Source organism: Viridibacillus sp. NPDC096237 (assembly GCF_050278625.1).
In the GTDB taxonomy this organism is placed as follows: domain Bacteria; phylum Bacillota; class Bacilli; order Bacillales_A; family Planococcaceae; genus Viridibacillus.
The window spans coordinates 66351-83116 of sequence record NZ_JBNNTI010000001.1; the positions used below are offsets into that span (position 1 = coordinate 66351).

Below are 16766 nucleotides of genomic sequence, written 5' to 3' on the forward strand. Positions count from 1 at the left end.
TTAATCATCCAATTCTTCTAATAGAAATGATTGCAAAAAATTCAATACTTGTTTCTTCCCTTTATCGCTTAAATCTTGTGCGCCAATACAAGAAGGACAACCATTTTGGCATGGACATGCATCAACATGTTCAAACACATGCTGAATTAGTGGTTCCCAAATATCATATACCCGTTCACTTAGCCCGATACCACCTGGATAACGATCATAAACAAAGAAAGTTGGCTTTTCTGAATGTACCGCCTTCACTTGCGGTATGACATGGACATCACTGCGGTCACTTTGAATGAATAGCGGAATAAAACTGTTCATCGCAAACGCCACACCTGTCATAGCGCTTGTTAAATCATCTTCTGTCCAGTTCACTGGTTGTTCAAAGGATAGCCATGTAGAACTCGTATGAAGTTCTTCTGGTGGTAGATGTATTGGGCCAGAACCGATATTATCGTGCGAATCAAATCTAATCTTTTTAAATATAGTTGCGGTAGCCAAAATCATAACATCACCAAATGCTGCTTCAGCTTGACCAAGAAGCTTTTGCTTATCTTCACTCATCACCTTTAGTTCAACCGCTAAATTGGCATCTGTAAAATAATCAACATCCACTTCACGAACAAAAGCTTTCTTCTCTTCCCAATCAAGCTTTTCTACTTGAAATTGTACACCCTGATGTAAATAAATTGCTTCTTCATGAAGCAGGGTAAGAGCACTATACCGATCCATCTCTCCAATAACACGAGTGTTTGCAGGAATAGATTGATCAATGATAACGACATTTTCTTGTGATGCTGAACGCAAACTAATTTCGTGTGCCGGGAAACTATCGCTCATCCAGTGCCATTGTTCAGACGTTTTTAAAAGGACACCCTCCTGCTGTAAATATTCCAATAGTTCTTGAATCTCAAACTCTCCGTACATATCAGTCGTTTTAAAAGGCAACTCAAAAGAAGCACATTTTAAATGGTCCATTAAAATGAGCATATTATCTGGATAAATACGAGCTTCTTCTGGAGAACTACCTAAGAAATAATTAGGATGATTGATAATGTATTGATCCAATGCAGTAGATTGTGCCACATAAATAATTAGCGCTGCATCTTGCCTTCTGCCAGCACGTCCAGCTTGTTGCCATGCACTTGCAATATTGCCGGGATAGCCGGTCATGATACAAGCTTGTAATTGACCAATATCAACTCCGAGCTCTAGTGCGTTCGTACTGACAACTGTTTGAATTGTACCTTCACGCAAACCCTTTTCAATTGAACGTCTCTCGGAAGGTAAATATCCACCTCGATAACCGCGAATAGATTCATCCTTGATTTTCTTTTTCGTTAATTCCTTCATATACGTTACAAGCATTTCCACTCGTACACGACTTTTAGCAAATATGATTGTTTGAATTTGTGCTTCATATAGTTTTCTAGCTAAATCTCTTACTTCTAAAATTGCACTTCTCCGAACACCAAAAGTAGGATGAATAATGGGCGGATTATAAAATAGGAATGTTTTTTTCCCTACTGGTGCCCCATTATCAGCTATTAGTTGATGTGTCGTATTCGTTAAATTCTCTGCCAGCTCTTTCGGGTTTTTTATTGTCGCTGATGTACATATAACGATGGGATTACTTCCGTAAAAGCGGCAAATACGTTGCAAACGTCGAATAACGTGGGCGACATGACTACCAAATACTCCTTTATATGTATGCAGCTCATCCAGGACAATATACTGTAAATTTTCAAATAACGAAACCCATTTCGTATGATGAGGCAGAATTCCTGAATGTAACATATCAGGATTAGTCATAACGATATGACCAGCCTTACGCACCTTCTGACGAATACCAGGTGAAGTATCACCATCATATGTGTAGCTTAAAACTTCTTCTCCACTTTGTTCTATTAAATCATTCAAATCACTTTTTTGATCTTGTGCGAGCGCCTTTGTCGGGAATAGATATAGGGCACGTGAGGCTTTATTCTCTAAAATCGCTTGTAAGACGGGTAAATGATAGCAGAGGGATTTTCCTGAGGCAGTTGGTGTGACGGCCGTAAAAGATTGCCCATTAGTCGCATAATCGAAAGCTTGTCTTTGATGCGAGTAAAGCTGACTAATACCACGCTTTTGTAAAGCTTTTACTAAAGAAGGGTGTAATTTGTCGGGAAAAGGAACGAGTTTTGCCGGCATTGCATCAATCGTATGTTGATGCTCTATTCTCTCCATCATTTCTGGATACTGTTGCCACTCTGCTAAAAGCTGATTAATCGTTTTTTTCTGAAGCATATTGTTCACCATCCTCACGCAAATAGCGCAAAAAAGTCTCTAATGTATATTTTACCGATTGTATTGATTGATAGAATCGTTTTTTACTCGTTGCTTTATAAAAAGATTGCACCACAAATTGATCCATCGCATCTAGCGCATTATCAATTTGTGTTTTGTGCATATATTTCGGTTTATTTAATAGTATCCATTTCTCAGACTCTAACTGCCAAGTTACTAATATAGCATGCCATTCATCGGCATGCGGTTTCACTTCAAGAAAGAAATCCGGAGATGTGTCTTCTTCTCGCATACACAGAAATCGTTGCCAGCATGCATCGCATTCTTCTAATAATTTTTCTGTAGTAGATAATAGCATTTATACACACCTCCATTTTCATTTTTTTAAATTAAGGATTCATTTATTTTAGTGTATCAAAATATCATAAAAGAAACTACTTATGCACGAACGAATATTCCTTTCGATTGTTTTTCAAGATTACTTAGGCGGTGTTGAACTGTTGCAATGTCATTCATATGTTTTTGAATTTCGGTGTGACGTTCCACAGACATTTGTGCGTGTAGTAACTGATCGATTAATTCAAGTTGAGTAAGTAAATGAGATATTCTTTGCATCATTATCGCCTCCTAGCCTTAGGATTTCCTTATAAATTTAAATAATCCTTTCCACAAGACAAAACAAGTGCAAGTTCGATATAAATAGAAAAAATCTCTGTCATTTCTTCTACGATTCTTGTATTTGAAAATATGTTATTATAATTGATGATGAGGTGGTCAAATGGCAATTCGCTATCCAAATGGGAAAAAGTATACTCCACCAACTTCAGAGGGAAAAAAAAGGAGTATAAGGGATTATTCCTATAGCAATCGGGGCAAAACTTTAGAAGATGAAATTGATGAAGCAAATGATTTTTATTTACAACGACAAATAGCAGTCATTCATAAGAAACCTGTTCCGATACAAATCGTCAAAGTAGAGTATCCATCAAGAAGTGCAGCTGTTATCCGGGAAGCATATTTTAGAACACCTTCTACGACGGACTACAATGGCATCTATGATGGCTATCATATTGATTTTGACGCCAAAGAAACGGAAAATAAAACATCTTTCCCCTTAAAGAACGTTCATCCACATCAGGTTGATCATATGACAGTTGTTGCAAAGCAGCGAGGTATTTGTTTTCTAATAATACGTTTTTCTTCCATGGAACGTTATTTTGTAGTACCTTTAGAAATGCTGCAAAATGCTTGGACTAGAATGCTTACAGGTGGTCGTAAATCAATTTCTTTAGTAGAATTTGAGGAACAAGCGATTGAAGTAACACCAACCTATAGTCCACGTATCGATTATTTACAGGCAGTACGTAATATGCTGCCATAACTAATGCATGTTTGTAAGAAAGTGAGGAGAATTTAGTGGGGCAAGAAATTAATTCTCGGGGACAAAGAAGGAAAATGCGAGAACAACAAAAGAAACAAAAAAAACCAATGAAAGTTTGGCTTAAACGTCTTTTAATAGCAGTAGTATCAATAGGTATTGTTTTATTTATAGCAGGTGCTGCTACATTTGCATATTATGCAGCTACTTCACCTGACCTAGATGAAGAATTATTAAAGGATCCTGTATCATCGCAATTCTACGATTCTGACGGCAAAGTATTTTATACAATGGGGTTAGAAAAACGTGAACATGTAGCTTATGAAGACATTCCTAAGGAAATGCGCGACGCTATTTTAGCGACAGAAGATGTTCGTTTCTTTAGCCATCACGGGATTGACTTTTACCGCCTTGGAGGAGCTGTTCTAGCCAATTTACGAAAAGGCTTTGGAGCACAAGGTGCGAGTACATTAACCCAACAAGTTATTAAAAACTCATTTTTACAAAATGAAAAAACAATTAAGCGTAAAGCTCAAGAAGCATATTTATCCATCCAATTAGAGCGGGAATACTCTAAAGAAGAGATTTTCGAAATGTACTTTAACAAAGTATTAATGTCCGGACGTATTTATGGATATGGAACAGCATCAAAATATTTCTATGGGAAAGATTTAAAAAATCTTAAATTAGAAGAAATGGCTCTTCTTGCTGGTATGTCTCAACTACCAAACGCCTATAATCCATTCAAATATCCGGAAAATGCTGAGAAACGTCGAAACACAGTTTTAGCATTAATGTACAAACATAAGAAAATTACAAAAGAACAAATGGATAAAGCAAAATCTGTTAAAGTTGAAGTTGGTTTATTACCTGAAAATAAACGTAAAACAGCATCAACGTCAAAATATGACGCATTTATCGATGTAGTCTTAAAAGAACTTGCTGAAAATGGTGATGGGAAATCATTAGAAGAAGGTATTAAAGTCTATACAACATTAGATTCTTCTGCTCAAAAAATTGTAGAGACTACTATGAACTCAGATATATTCCCTACAAAAGATATTAAATCTGGAATGGCAGTAGTTGATACTGAAACTGGGGCGATTGCAGCAATTGGTGGTGGACGTAATTATGGTCCTGAACGTGGTTTAAACTATGCTGAGGCTATTAAAAACCAACCTGGTTCTACAATGAAACCAATTATGGATTATGGTCCTGCCATTGAAAATTTAAAATATTCTACAGGACAAACTATTACCGATGACAAAATGTTCTACACCGGCAGCACAAAACAAATCAATAACGTTGATAGATTGTATAAAGGTGATATAACTCTTCGCGAGGCCCTTTATACTTCTCGTAACGTACCTGCAGTAAAACTTTTAAAAGAAGTGGGTACAGATAAAGCGAAGAAATTTATTAGTAATCTAGGAGTCGAAGCAGACGAAATTTATGAATCCGATGCAATCGGCGGTGGTAAAATAAGCTTATCCCCAATTGAGATGGCAGGAGCATATGCTGCATTTGGGAATAACGGTATTTACACTAAACCACATTCGATTAAGAAAATTGTCTATCGTGATGGAAAAACTGCAAAATCGTATACACCGGATCCAACACCTGCAATGAATGATTACACTGCTTATATGGTTACTGATATGCTGCGTGATGTAGTTGGTTCAAAATACGATGCGCCTGGTACTGCTGCAGCTATTCCAGGCTTAGATATTGCTGGTAAAACAGGTACTACAAACTACGGTGCTGATGAATTCCAAAAATATAACCTACCTGAATCTTCAGTTCCAGATTCCTGGTTTGCCGGTTATTCAAGTAAGTATTCCATTTCTGTATGGAGTGGCTATACAAACCGTAAAGATCCAATTACTACAACAGATGAACGATTATTGCCACAAAGATTATTTAAAACAGTCATGAGTCAAATTTCAGCGAATACAACAACACCTAACTTTAAGAAACCAAATTCAGTTGTAGAAGCTAAAATTGTGAAAGGTTCAAAACCGTTACAATTAGCAAGTTCAAGTACACCTGCTGATAGAACAGCTACTGAATTATTCGTTAAAGGAACAATACCTACAAATACTGCTCCTGTTGAAAAAGAAGTAGAAGAGCTGATAGCACCTACTGACTTAAAAGCAACATTCGATGATGAGGCTAATGCGATCAACTTAACTTGGGCTCATAAACCACCTAAAGATAAAAGTGTAAATTTCGAAGTTTCAGTGTCAGTAGATGGTGGCGGTAATCAGAAGCTAACACAAACGAGTGATAAGGCGTACACATATGGAACGCCGCAAGATGGTAAAACATATGTCTTCTCTATCGTAGCAGTCGCAGATAATGAGAGGAGTGCTCCTGCATCAACATCCATTCAGATTCAGGCGGCACCTCCTGATGAAGATGAAGTAACACCTCCTGATGAAACTGAACAACCTGAAGTTCCTGTTACACCTGAAAAACCTACAGAAGGTGAAAACGGCGGTAATCAGAATGGTAATAACAACCCTGATAACGGTAGTCCGCCTGAAGATAATAACGAGGCTATAAGACCTGATGAAGATGAAGATGAAGAAGATGTCGATACAAATGCCACCGATGATGACACTAGAAATGATAATAATAATAACCAACAATAACATTATGAAAAAAGCAGCAATCTCCAATGGAAGATTGCTGCTTTTTCATTTTTTAAGACGTAAACGCGCCATTCTCTTTTTAGTCTCAATAAACAATTCATCCAGTTGACGATAACATGCATACTGCCCTGGTCTTCCTTTAATGAATTGCAAACGTTCAGCGCCATTAATCGGCAAAGCCTCATATTCATCTGTTAATAGAATGTTCTCTGTTTTACAATTGGATGCGATTACTATAAAAGATTCATATAATTCGATACCTTTTTGCATAATATCTTTTGCTTTGCCATCACGGGCTGCATGTGAACTATGGATTTCTGCTCGTAATATCTCCCAGGCTTCTAGCCATAGATTAACTTGTTCTTTTGAGATAGCATCTTTTCGGCATTCTATCATCGCTTTACAAGACCTTTCTTTTCACGTTTCTGCCCTTCTCTACAAACGTCAAAAAGTGGGCATACTTGGCATTGCGGATTTTGTGCTTTACAGTGATAACGTCCAAAGAAAATTAGCTGATGATGCGTTTTCGACCATTTTTCGATAGGAGTTTTTTTCATAACTGTATCTTCAACTTGTAAAACGGAATCTTTCCAACGGCATAGACCTAAACGTTTCGCAACTCGTTCGACATGTGTATCGACTGCAAGTGCTGGAACATCAAACGCGACGGATAAAACAACATTCGCTGTTTTTCGCCCAACACCCGGTAATGTAACAAGCAGTTCTCTGTTCGCAGGGATCTCCCCGTTAAATTCTGTCAATAGAATATGACACAGTTTTTGAATATTATTCGCCTTACTTCGGAACAAACCAATAGAGCGAATATCTTGTTCTAGCTCTTCTAAAGGTACTGCTAAATAATCTTCTGGCGTTTTGTATTTTTGAAACAATACGGCAGTAACTTTATTTACTAGAACGTCTGTACATTGGGCAGATAGTAATGTGGCTATCGTTAATTCGAAAGGATTATCATGTACTAGCTCGCAATGAGCTTCAGGAAACATCTTCTCCATTTCCTCTAAGCAATAATCCCATTGTTTCTTCGTTAGCATGTGTACCTCCCTATTCGCGTTCTTCTAACCAATTGTAGAATGGCACTTTTTTGGTTTGTTGTGGTTCAATCTGTTGTGATCTTGCGGGTACTGAGTTTTGACGGAAATTTTGAGCCAATTTTTCAGCGTCTTGAGGTGTTTTGACATTTTTCTTTTTCCATTCAAACAAAATGCGATCCACATAGCGTAAGCTTAGTTTTTGTGATAAGACAGCTTCAATTAATGCTTTACGAATCACTTCTGGAGAATGACCATCTTGATCTAACCACATTGAAATTGTTTCGGTTTCCATTGGTGATAGAAATCGGCCAAATTCTTGTTCAAATAAATTGAATAGCTCTCCCTCTTTTAACTTGGAGCTATCCTCTACATTTTTAACTTTTTTCTCTGTTATACAGTCTACTAATCGCGCCCATAATGGTTGTAAGTTAAAGGTTTCAAACAATACACCCAGCTCGTCCACTTTTTGCAAAATTTCTATAAAGCCTTTTTGCATTAGTCGTTGTAAACTAGAGGCTATTTCATCCTCGGTTATTTGCATTCGATTCGCAATGTCTGTTGGTATTGGAAATTCATTTCCTTCTTCATGAAATGCAGTTAAATGCATAATAAGCATGGCATCTAAATCTTTGATGCCTAACTCCTTATAAAACTTAAAAAAAAGCTGAGAAATGGAAACATTCCCCTGCTCAATCCAAATTCGGAGTCGATCAGCTTCGTTCGTCATTATCGAACTCCCCTTTTTTGTCTGTAAATTAACAAGAAGAATCGCAATAAATTGCGCTTCTTCTTGTTAGGTTTATTGATTGGTTTTACTACAGTGATGAAAATATCCAGGCCTTATCTAAGGCCCGCATGACATGGGCATACAACCGTTGCGGCAGGACGCCGCGAACTTATGTTGCCTTCCTTTGTACTTTAATCAAGGATATAGTCTATTTAGTAAACGTGGGAATGGAATTGATTCACGTACGTGTTCTGCTCCTGAAATCCAAGCCACTGTTCTTTCTAAGCCAAGACCGAAACCTGAGTGTGGTACTGATCCTTGTTGACGAAGATCAAGGTACCAAGCATATGCACTTTCATCTAAGTCATGTTCTTTTAAACGCTGTTTCATTAACTCATAGTCATGTACACGTTCAGAACCACCAATGATTTCACCGTATCCTTCTGGTGCAATTAAATCTGCACATAATACAACATCATCACGGTCTGGGTGAGGTTGCATGTAGAACGGTTTAATACCTACTGGGTAGCACGTGATAAAGACTGGTTTATCATAATGTTCAGCAATTGCTGTTTCGTGAGGTGCACCAAAATCCTCTCCCCACTCGATGTCATCGAAGCCTTTCTCATGTAAAAGTTTGATTGCATCATCATAAGAAATACGTGGGAATGGTGCTTGAATATGTTCTAATTTAGATGTATCACGACCTAAACGTTCTAGTTCGATTTTGCAATTTTTAAGAACTGATTGCACGATGTAAGAAACATATTGTTCTTGTACTTCTAAGCTTTCATCGTGTTCAACAAAAGCCATTTCCGGTTCAATCATCCAGAACTCGATTAAGTGACGACGAGTTTTTGATTTTTCTGCACGGAATGTTGGACCAAATGAGAATACTTTTCCTAGTGCCATTGCAGCTGCTTCCATATATAATTGGCCGGATTGAGAAAGGTATGCATCTTGATCGAAATATTTTGTATGGAACAGTTCAGATGTTCCTTCAGGAGCTGAGCCTGTTAGAATCGGTGGGTCTACTTTTGTAAAACCATTATTGTTGAAGAATTCGTAAGTAGCACGGATGATTTCATTACGAACTTTCATAATAGCGTGTTGTTTACGAGAACGTAACCATAAGTGACGGTTGTCCATTAGGAACTCAATACCATGCTCTTTAGGCGTGATTGGGTAATTATGTGCTTCAGCAATAACTTCAATTTCTTTTACTTGAAGCTCATATCCAAATGCCGAGCGTTCGTCTTTTGTTACTTCCCCTACTACATATAAAGATGATTCTTGATGTAAACCTTTAGCCGTTATAAATACTTCTTCTGCAACGTCAGCTTTTACGACTACGCCTTGGACAAATCCTGAACCATCACGTAATTGTAAAAATGCTATTTTACCGCTTGAGCGTTTGTTTGCAAGCCAAACACCTAGTTTAACTGTTTCGCCAACGTAGTTTGACATGTCTTGAATGCGAATTTTTTTCATATAAACCTCCTGCATTTTAAACAATTTTGCAGACTGCCTAGAAATAGACAGTCTGCTTTATTGTTAGAATATTAATCTTGCCATTTAGATTTAACGAATTTATCCATACGAGAAACAGCTTCTTCTAATGAATCAAGTGAAGTTGCATAAGAAAGACGAATTGTTTTTTCTGCACCAAAGCCAGAACCAGGAATGACTGCAACATTTGCTTCTTCTAATAAAGCTTTCGCAAATGAATCAACAGATTCATAACCTGTTTTAGCTGCCGCCTCTGATACATCTGGTAGTAAGTAAAACGCACCTTCTGGTTTCAACACATGGAAGCCAGGGATTGCATTTAATTTTGGATAAATTTCTGTTAAACGTGATTCAAATGCTTGTCGCATTTCTTCTACTGTATCTTGAGGCCCATTGTAAGCCTCAATTGTTGCATATTGTGCAGTAGTTGTTGCATTAGAAGTTGAATGACTAGCTAAGTCTGTCATCGCTTTAATGATTTCACTATTACCTGCTGCATAACCAATACGCCATCCTGTCATAGAGTGAGATTTGGCTACTCCATTAATCACCATTGTACGTGCTTTTATGCTATCTGAAAGTTGTGCGATTGAGAAATGTTTAATCCCATTATAAACAAGTTTTTCGTAAATTTCGTCTGACACGATTAGAATATCCGCTTCTTCACAAACTGCAGCAATTTCAGCCAATTCTTCTTTTGTATAAACCATACCAGTAGGGTTACTTGGTGAGTTTAAAATAAGTGCACGTGTTTTATCAGTAATAGCACCGCGAAGTTGTTCAGCTGTTACTTTATATTGTTGCTCTGCTGTAGCTTCTAAATGTACAGGTACACCGCCAGCTAATTTCACTTGTTCTGGATAACTTACCCAATAAGGAATTGGGATAATAACTTCATCTCCAGGGTTTAATATCACTTGGAACAAAGTATAAAGGACATGTTTCGCACCTACACCTACCATAATTTCTTTTGGAGCGTACGTAAGATTATTGTCTCTTTCTAATTTAGCAATAATAGCTTGTTTTAATGCTGGTAGACCTCCAGCAGGTGTGTATTTGGTGAAACCTTTCATCATAGAGTCTGTTGCTGCATCTAAGATGTTTTTTGGTGTGTTAAAATCAGGTTCACCCGCGCCTAATCCAATAACATCCATACCTTGATCCTTCAATTCTTTTGCTTTTGCTGTAATTGCTAAAGTCGTTGAAGGTGTTAATGTTTTTACACGGTCTGCTAAATACTGTTTCAAGTTAATCTTCCCCTTTTTTTACAAGTTCAAAATACGCTTCCACCACTGTCCATTTTCGAACAGAATATAAACGTAATTTAGTTTATCCTCTTGATTAAGATACGTAATTTCCCAAACGACACCGGGCTCTTCTATTCCTAGTTTTATATGAAGTATTTCTTTCACGTCATCCTTTTTGGACACAACAGAAAGTGCTTCTTTTTCAGAAGTACCTTCCTCCATTAAAACTTCTTTTAGCTTTGCCTTACTATCATCTTTTGGAACAAACACAGCCTTTTTCTTTCCTGCCTTATCTGTTCCTAAAACCGTAACAAACGGTTTCTTACCGTTATACACATATGTATCGGTGACAGTCGCTAGCTTATTTGCTTCAAGCACAACTTGCTTCGCGTCTTTCTCCGAGCTGTAAAACGGTGAATAAGATTTCCAAGCAACTATAACGACAATTGATAACGACAGGATTAACAAAAATATCGTAAAGAACTTGATCCAATTTTTCATTATATCACCTTACGTTTCATTTATCATGAAGATAGGCTTCATAATGCCTTCATTTAAATGCGTTAACTCTAACATCGAATTGGTTAATCTTGACGCATTTTCTAGTTGACTGAAGCTCGGCTGAAAACATATCTTAATAGCTGATCGTACTTCAAATTGCCTTTTCATATGATCGACCTGCTTTCTATCCTCATACTTTTTTATTATACCAATGTTCTAATTCTAAGACCATATGTTGAAGGGATACTTTTTTCACCGGAATCGCTGGAAGTGCACGTATAAATTCCTTCCCATACGATTTAGTCTCAATTCGGCGATCCAAAACGATAAAAACGCCCTTATCCTGTGAAGAACGGATTAAACGACCAAACCCTTGCTTGAAGCGTAAAATGGCTTCAGGGAGAGCTAATTTATAAAATGAATTCAATCCTTGTTCGTTTAATACTTCGGATCTAGCTCTGAAAATCGGTTCTTCTGGTGCAGAAAATGGTAAACGCACGACAATAACCGCCGACAATGCATCACCTGGTACATCTACACCTTCCCAAAAGCTATTCGTACCAAATAATACAGAATGATTAAACTTCTGGAATAGTTTTAATAATCGCATGCGACTACCAGAAGACATACCTTGAGCAAAGAGCATATAATCACATAATGCTTCTGTTTCTTGAATTAGCTCAACCGTTTTTCTAAGCATATCTTGAGACGTAAATAATACAAAACAACGGCCCTCAGTAGCAAGTACAGTTTGAATAATGGCATCTGCTACAGCTTCCACATATTCAGTTTGTGAAACTTGCTGAATTTCAGGCATATCATCAACTATATAAAGGCTCGCACCGTCATAGTATGATGTCGGTGCTTGGAATTGGAATAGCGGCACTGAACTTTGAAGTCCTAGTTGGTCCGCGATAAAGCGACGATTGTTCGGTACTGTTAATGTACCAGATGCCCAAATAATTCCTGAGCGATTACGGAAACGATCTAAAACAGTTGTGACCGATTGCGCAACGTGAATTGGACGTTTATAAACATGCAAGCTTCCTGGTATACTACGCTGATCTAACTCAATCCATGCTGAACAATCCACTTCATAAGTCAAGAAGATAGCATCCCATTCAGCTACTTTAATAGTTAATTCACGTAACCAGTAATACCAGTCTGATAATATCGTTTGCTGTGTAGGTGATAAATCTTCAGGGTTTTGCTGGAAGACATCACTTATTTCCTGTGCAAATTGTATCCATCCCTGTATACTATGACTCACTTTTTCAAATAAAGGTTGCTTAATCACGAGCGAATTTAAAGGATAAGTACGCTTATTGTGACGTGAACCTGACTTTTGAATATTTAATTGATTAATCAATTGATGAATTGTTGCATCAAAGATCTGTACCATCTCACAATATTTTATTTCTAATTTTGATAATTGCCTAATTGGAATCTTCCCGCTATCAGCCATCAATTTAAAATAATTATGAATTAACTGATGGTCATCAACTGATCCAAGTTGACCAAAAATGTATTTCCATTGTGTATAAGAGAGTGCTTTTTCATCTCTTAATGTAGCCGCCTGAATAAATTGATGTGCTTCATCAAGAATCCAACCATCAACGGATGCAAGAACTGGCTCAACGCGCGTTAAATCAGAAAGTAACATCGCATGGTTTGTAATAATGAGATCTGCTGTTTTGCTTTTTTTAATCGCGTTTTCATAAAAGTCAAAATAACCTTTACCACGTGAAATAACTGTCGACGATGAACGTCGTACTTTGTCTAATAGTAATTGTCCCCCACCAGATAATGTAATTTCATTCAAATCGCCTGTCGTTGTATTAGCGAGCCAAACGAGTAGTTGCATCATTGTAAATGATTCATCATAGGAAGTATCTTGAGCAACAAAAAGCTCTGCAAAACGATCCACATCTATATAATGCTCCATTCCTTTTAACAAAGTAACATTAATAGATGTTTGTAGAATCGCTTCTGCTTTTGGCAATTCTTCTGCTAACAGTTGGTCAAGCAGGTGCGAAGTATATGAACTAATCCCTACTTTACCATTTGTTTGCTTGGCATAAATAATTGCAGGAATTAAGTATGCAAGTGTTTTACCAATCCCAGTGGACGCTTCTGTTAGTACTTCCTGCTTGGTATTTAAAGCTTGCCAAACTTGATCCATCATTTTAAATTGATCTGGACGAACTTCAAAATTTTTGAAAGCTCTAGAAAATAAGGCTTTTTTTTCAGCAGTAGATTGTGGGTATTTCAGCGCCACCTCTGAATTAGCCTCAATTACTGCTCCTCTTAACGCTATATTTTTATAATAAAAGTGGATCTCAGATTGTTTGGATACTGCTCTTTTTATCTGAATCGCATCAAAGAATAATTGAGATAGGTCTGATTTTAAGCGAAAAGAACGCTGATGTAATTGTTCAATCGTTGAAAGTGGAAGAGTTAACAACTCTTCCCAACCGCGTTTTAATAATAGTGCAGTTGCAAAGGCATCATCGTCTGCTCTATGTGCTTGTTTCAATGAAATATTCAATTCCATAGCAATATCCTGTAGCTTGTAGCTAAATGCCGTTGGGAATAAAATTTTCGAAAGCTCGACTGTGTCCATCTGTTTACCAAACCATTTTGGTAGACCTGCTCTTTTGAATTCAGCTTGTAAAAAAGGCAAATCAAAATCAGTGTTGTGTGCAACAAAGACACAATCTTGCAAAATGTTATAAATTTTTTCAGCATGCGCTTCGAATGGTTGCGCATCTTTGACATCTTTGTCCGTAATATTCGTCAAGTCTTGAATAAAACGAGGGATTTTCTTCCCTGGGTGAATGAAAGTCGTGAAAGTTGATTGCACTTCCCAATCTTTCATTAAAACAATCGCTATTTGAATGATACGGTCTCCGTTTTGAGAGGAGTGACCTGTCGTTTCTAAATCTACGATTGCGTATGTTTGACTGTCCATCATTTTCTTCACAACTTTCCGATCGGTTTATACTCAAAATTCTATCACATTTTGGGCAGAATAGCTGAGGTTGATGTGTAGAATTGTAGATTTTGCGGATTGTTGTGTTAAGTCTGGTGATTGTTGCGTTATTTCTATTGATTATTGCACCAACTTAGTTGTTTATTGCACTAATTCGTTCGATAATTGCATTAATTAGTCTCATTGTTATTTAACTGAATATTCACGTCTTATGATACTAAAAAAAGCACCCAATATTGGATGCTTCCTAATTTTACATTACTGTCGCTTCTGGTTCATATTGAATGAGTTCTTTAATCGTATTACTGTGTTGCATAATTGCTACAGTTGGCTTGTGGTTTTTTGCTTCTTCATTATTAACATATGCATAAGACATAATAATGACGACATCACCTTTTTGCACTAGACGAGCTGCTGCACCATTTACACAAATAACACCACTTCCTCGCTTTCCAGCAATAATGTATGTTTCAAATCGTGCACCGTTATTATTATCAACAACATGCACTTTTTCATTCGGTAGCATGCCAACTGCATCGAGTATATCCTCATCAATCGTAATACTGCCTACATAATTTAAGTCCGCTTGTGTTATAACTGCACGATGGATTTTCGCATTCATCATCATTCTTAGCATTGTTTAGTCCCCTTTTCTTTGAAAAATAATATTGTCAATTAGGCGCGTGTTACCAAAGTAAACTGCTGTTGCAAGTAAAATTTTTTCAGTTTGCTCTGTCACTTCAGTAAGGTCTGGGTAACTTAGCATTTGCAAATAATCAATACGCCCATTTGAATTGGTTTCGATATGTTCTTTTGCAAGCCTTGTTGCTTCAATATCATTGTCGTATTTCAAATAATGGGTTGTTGCAAGATCTAACGCTTGCCAAATAACTGGTGCTTGCAAACGTTGTTGGTCTGTTAAAAATACATTTCGTGAGCTTTTCGCAAGGCCATCTTCTTCTCGAACAATTGGCACACTTCGAATTTCTATTGGAAAATTATAATCACGTACCATAGTTTCGATAATCGCTAACTGTTGTGCGTCTTTCTGTCCAAAGTAAGCGTTTGTTGGCCTAGTTAAATGGAAAAGCTTTGTCACAACTTTTAATACCCCATCGAAATGTCCAAATCTTGTTGCTCCACAAAGAATTTCAGATTGTGGACCTGCTAATATTTGAATACCACCATTAGTCGGATACATTTCGCTGGTAGAAGGAGCAAATAAAAAATCAACTCCTACTTTTTCTGCAATCCTCATATCACGATCTAAATCTCTAGGATAGCTTTCATAATCTTCGTTAGGTCCAAATTGTGCTGGATTGACGAAAAGGCTCATTACTACTAAATCATTTTCTTTGCGAGCAGCCGTTGCTAGCGCCATATGCCCTTCATGTAAATAGCCCATTGTCGGAACGAGACCTATTGTTTTGTTAGCTTTTTTGGCTGTTGTGATGTGTACATTTAGTTCTTTAATAGTTGAAACAATTTTCATTTTCTTATTCCTCCGTAAAGCTGTTCTAGTTGATGATCTGTCATCGTGAAGCGATGCTCTACTTTTGGAAAAGAACCTTGTTTTACTGCTTTTGTATAGCTTTCGATACCATTATGCATCAATTCTCCAGCAAGTGCGAACGTTTCAACAAATTTTGGTACATGGTGAGTTCCATACGCTAGCACATCATGATAAACGAGAACTTGCCCATCAACTTCTGCCCCTGCTCCAATGCCGATTACTGGGATTTTAAGTAATTTTGTAATTTCTGCTGCGAGCTGATATGGAATACATTCAAGGACAAGCGCACATGCCCCTGCCTCTTCAACTTTTTTTGCATCTTGCAATAATTTTTCTGCTGCAGCGGCTGTTTTCCCCTGTACTTTATATCCCCCAAGAACTGCCGCGGATTGTGGTAGTAAGCCTAAATGTGCCACCACTGGAATCCCGGTATTCACTAAAGAGGATATGACATTGACAACAAGCTCTGCTCCTTCAACTTTTAACGCACTAGCACCAGTTTGTTGGAACATATGAATCGCAGTTTGTAATGTTTGATCAATATCTCCATGATAAGAACCAAATGGCATATCGACTACTATAAAAGTATCCTTTGCTCCTCTTTTCACAGCTTTCGCATGATGAACCATATCTGCAACAGTTACAGGTACAGTTGATTCATAGCCGAGTACGACCATGCCTAAAGAATCACCTACTAAAATCATGTCAACACCGGCTTCTTCAGCTAGTTTTGCAGACGGAAAATCATAAGCAGTCAACATAACAATCTTGTTGCTTTGTTCTTTCATCTTCAAAAAATCAGTCGTTGTTTTCAAAACGCTTCCTCCTCTTTACAGGAAGAAAACAAAAAACCCCTCTGTCAAAAAAATGGACAGAAGGGTTGCGTATTCAATGAAATGCGTCGTTTTCTTCC

Annotated in this window: 16 protein-coding genes; 2 read left to right on the forward strand and 14 right to left on the reverse strand. The window is 37.4% G+C overall.

The window, feature by feature from the left end:
• The 3 genes from ACQKMD_RS00305 to ACQKMD_RS00315 all read right to left on the reverse strand — a co-directional run bounded on the left by ACQKMD_RS00305 (nucleotide 1) and on the right by ACQKMD_RS00315 (nucleotide 2895).
• Nucleotides 1–2280: a DEAD/DEAH box helicase gene (locus tag ACQKMD_RS00305; protein WP_427748477.1), complete on the reverse strand. Its 2280-nt coding sequence runs from the start codon at nucleotides 2278–2280 to the stop codon at nucleotides 1–3.
• The gene (locus ACQKMD_RS00310) at nucleotides 2258–2638 is read right to left on the reverse strand and encodes a YppE family protein (protein WP_427748478.1); all 381 of its coding nucleotides are present in this window, start codon (nucleotides 2636–2638) and stop codon (nucleotides 2258–2260) included. The genes ACQKMD_RS00305 and ACQKMD_RS00310 overlap by 23 nt, the downstream gene beginning before the upstream one ends.
• An 80-nt stretch (nucleotides 2639–2718) precedes the next feature.
• Nucleotides 2719–2895: a hypothetical protein gene (locus ACQKMD_RS00315; protein WP_427748479.1), complete on the reverse strand. Its 177-nt coding sequence runs from the start codon at nucleotides 2893–2895 to the stop codon at nucleotides 2719–2721.
• A gap of 163 nt (nucleotides 2896–3058) precedes the next feature.
• Between ACQKMD_RS00315 and recU the strand changes: the two genes are divergently transcribed.
• Nucleotides 3059–3661, forward strand: a complete 603-nt coding sequence (gene recU / locus ACQKMD_RS00320; RefSeq protein ID WP_427748480.1) for a Holliday junction resolvase RecU — start codon at nucleotides 3059–3061, stop codon at nucleotides 3659–3661.
• Between the two features lie 35 nt (nucleotides 3662–3696).
• A complete protein-coding gene (locus ACQKMD_RS00325) occupies nucleotides 3697–6312 on the forward strand; it encodes a PBP1A family penicillin-binding protein (protein ID WP_427748481.1) in 2616 nt (871 codons plus the stop codon).
• 45 nt (nucleotides 6313–6357) lie between these two features.
• Here the strand turns inward: ACQKMD_RS00325 and ACQKMD_RS00330 are convergent, their stop codons facing one another.
• From ACQKMD_RS00330 to panB, 11 genes are all read right to left on the reverse strand, one after another.
• Complete coding sequence (locus tag ACQKMD_RS00330) at nucleotides 6358–6708, reverse strand: YpoC family protein (protein ID WP_427748482.1); 351 nt, start codon at nucleotides 6706–6708, stop codon at nucleotides 6358–6360.
• Entirely contained in the window at nucleotides 6705–7364 is a 660-nt protein-coding gene (gene nth / locus ACQKMD_RS00335; RefSeq protein WP_427748483.1) for an endonuclease III, read from the reverse strand. The genes ACQKMD_RS00330 and nth overlap by 4 nt, the downstream gene beginning before the upstream one ends.
• 10 nt (nucleotides 7365–7374) lie before the next feature.
• The gene (locus ACQKMD_RS00340; RefSeq protein WP_427748484.1) at nucleotides 7375–8091 is read right to left on the reverse strand and encodes a DnaD domain protein; all 717 of its coding nucleotides are present in this window, start codon (nucleotides 8089–8091) and stop codon (nucleotides 7375–7377) included.
• 195 nt (nucleotides 8092–8286) lie between these two features.
• Nucleotides 8287–9582, reverse strand: a complete 1296-nt coding sequence (asnS, locus tag ACQKMD_RS00345) for an asparagine--tRNA ligase (RefSeq protein WP_427748485.1) — start codon at nucleotides 9580–9582, stop codon at nucleotides 8287–8289.
• Nucleotides 9583–9653: 71 nt separating this feature from the next.
• Complete coding sequence (locus ACQKMD_RS00350) at nucleotides 9654–10847, reverse strand: pyridoxal phosphate-dependent aminotransferase (RefSeq protein ID WP_427748486.1); 1194 nt, start codon at nucleotides 10845–10847, stop codon at nucleotides 9654–9656.
• A gap of 18 nt (nucleotides 10848–10865) precedes the next feature.
• Nucleotides 10866–11348, reverse strand: a complete 483-nt coding sequence (locus ACQKMD_RS00355; RefSeq protein WP_427748487.1) for a DUF5590 domain-containing protein — start codon at nucleotides 11346–11348, stop codon at nucleotides 10866–10868.
• A 9-nt stretch (nucleotides 11349–11357) separates the two neighbouring features.
• The gene (locus ACQKMD_RS00360; RefSeq protein ID WP_427748488.1) at nucleotides 11358–11516 is read right to left on the reverse strand and encodes a hypothetical protein; all 159 of its coding nucleotides are present in this window, start codon (nucleotides 11514–11516) and stop codon (nucleotides 11358–11360) included.
• A gap of 22 nt (nucleotides 11517–11538) precedes the next feature.
• The gene (dinG, locus tag ACQKMD_RS00365) at nucleotides 11539–14322 is read right to left on the reverse strand and encodes an ATP-dependent DNA helicase DinG (protein WP_427748489.1); all 2784 of its coding nucleotides are present in this window, start codon (nucleotides 14320–14322) and stop codon (nucleotides 11539–11541) included.
• A gap of 271 nt (nucleotides 14323–14593) precedes the next feature.
• Nucleotides 14594–14977 carry an aspartate 1-decarboxylase gene (gene panD, locus ACQKMD_RS00370; RefSeq protein ID WP_427748490.1) on the reverse strand — a complete coding sequence of 128 codons (384 nt, stop codon included), beginning with the start codon at nucleotides 14975–14977 and terminating at the stop codon, nucleotides 14594–14596.
• Between the two features lie 3 nt (nucleotides 14978–14980).
• Entirely contained in the window at nucleotides 14981–15832 is an 852-nt protein-coding gene (gene panC, locus ACQKMD_RS00375) for a pantoate--beta-alanine ligase (protein ID WP_427748491.1), read from the reverse strand.
• Nucleotides 15829–16668 (reverse strand): 3-methyl-2-oxobutanoate hydroxymethyltransferase, encoded by an 840-nt coding sequence (gene panB, locus ACQKMD_RS00380; protein ID WP_427748492.1) that lies wholly within the window; start codon nucleotides 16666–16668, stop codon nucleotides 15829–15831. Before panB ends, panC begins: the two co-directional genes overlap by 4 nt.
• Nucleotides 16669–16766: the final 98 nt, after the last annotated feature.

Bases quoted from the DNA above. Each gene is read 5' to 3' on its own strand.
- ACQKMD_RS00305 (WP_427748477.1), bottom strand. From the start codon at position 2,280: ATGCTTCAGAAAAAAACGATTAATCAGCTTTTAGCAGAGTGGCAACAG.
- ACQKMD_RS00310 (WP_427748478.1), bottom strand. From the start codon at position 2,638: ATGCTATTATCTACTACAGAAAAATTATTAGAAGAATGCGATGCATGC.
- ACQKMD_RS00315 (WP_427748479.1), bottom strand. From the start codon at position 2,895: ATGCAAAGAATATCTCATTTACTTACTCAACTTGAATTAATCGATCAG.
- recU (WP_427748480.1), top strand. From the start codon at position 3,059: ATGGCAATTCGCTATCCAAATGGGAAAAAGTATACTCCACCAACTTCA.
- ACQKMD_RS00330 (WP_427748482.1), bottom strand. From the start codon at position 6,708: ATGATAGAATGCCGAAAAGATGCTATCTCAAAAGAACAAGTTAATCTA.
- nth (WP_427748483.1), bottom strand. From the start codon at position 7,364: ATGCTAACGAAGAAACAATGGGATTATTGCTTAGAGGAAATGGAGAAG.
- ACQKMD_RS00340 (WP_427748484.1), bottom strand. From the start codon at position 8,091: ATGACGAACGAAGCTGATCGACTCCGAATTTGGATTGAGCAGGGGAAT.
- asnS (WP_427748485.1), bottom strand. From the start codon at position 9,582: ATGAAAAAAATTCGCATTCAAGACATGTCAAACTACGTTGGCGAAACA.
- ACQKMD_RS00355 (WP_427748487.1), bottom strand. From the start codon at position 11,348: ATGAAAAATTGGATCAAGTTCTTTACGATATTTTTGTTAATCCTGTCG.
- ACQKMD_RS00360 (WP_427748488.1), bottom strand. From the start codon at position 11,516: ATGAAAAGGCAATTTGAAGTACGATCAGCTATTAAGATATGTTTTCAG.
- dinG (WP_427748489.1), bottom strand. From the start codon at position 14,322: ATGATGGACAGTCAAACATACGCAATCGTAGATTTAGAAACGACAGGT.
- panD (WP_427748490.1), bottom strand. From the start codon at position 14,977: ATGCTAAGAATGATGATGAATGCGAAAATCCATCGTGCAGTTATAACA.
- panC (WP_427748491.1), bottom strand. From the start codon at position 15,832: ATGAAAATTGTTTCAACTATTAAAGAACTAAATGTACACATCACAACA.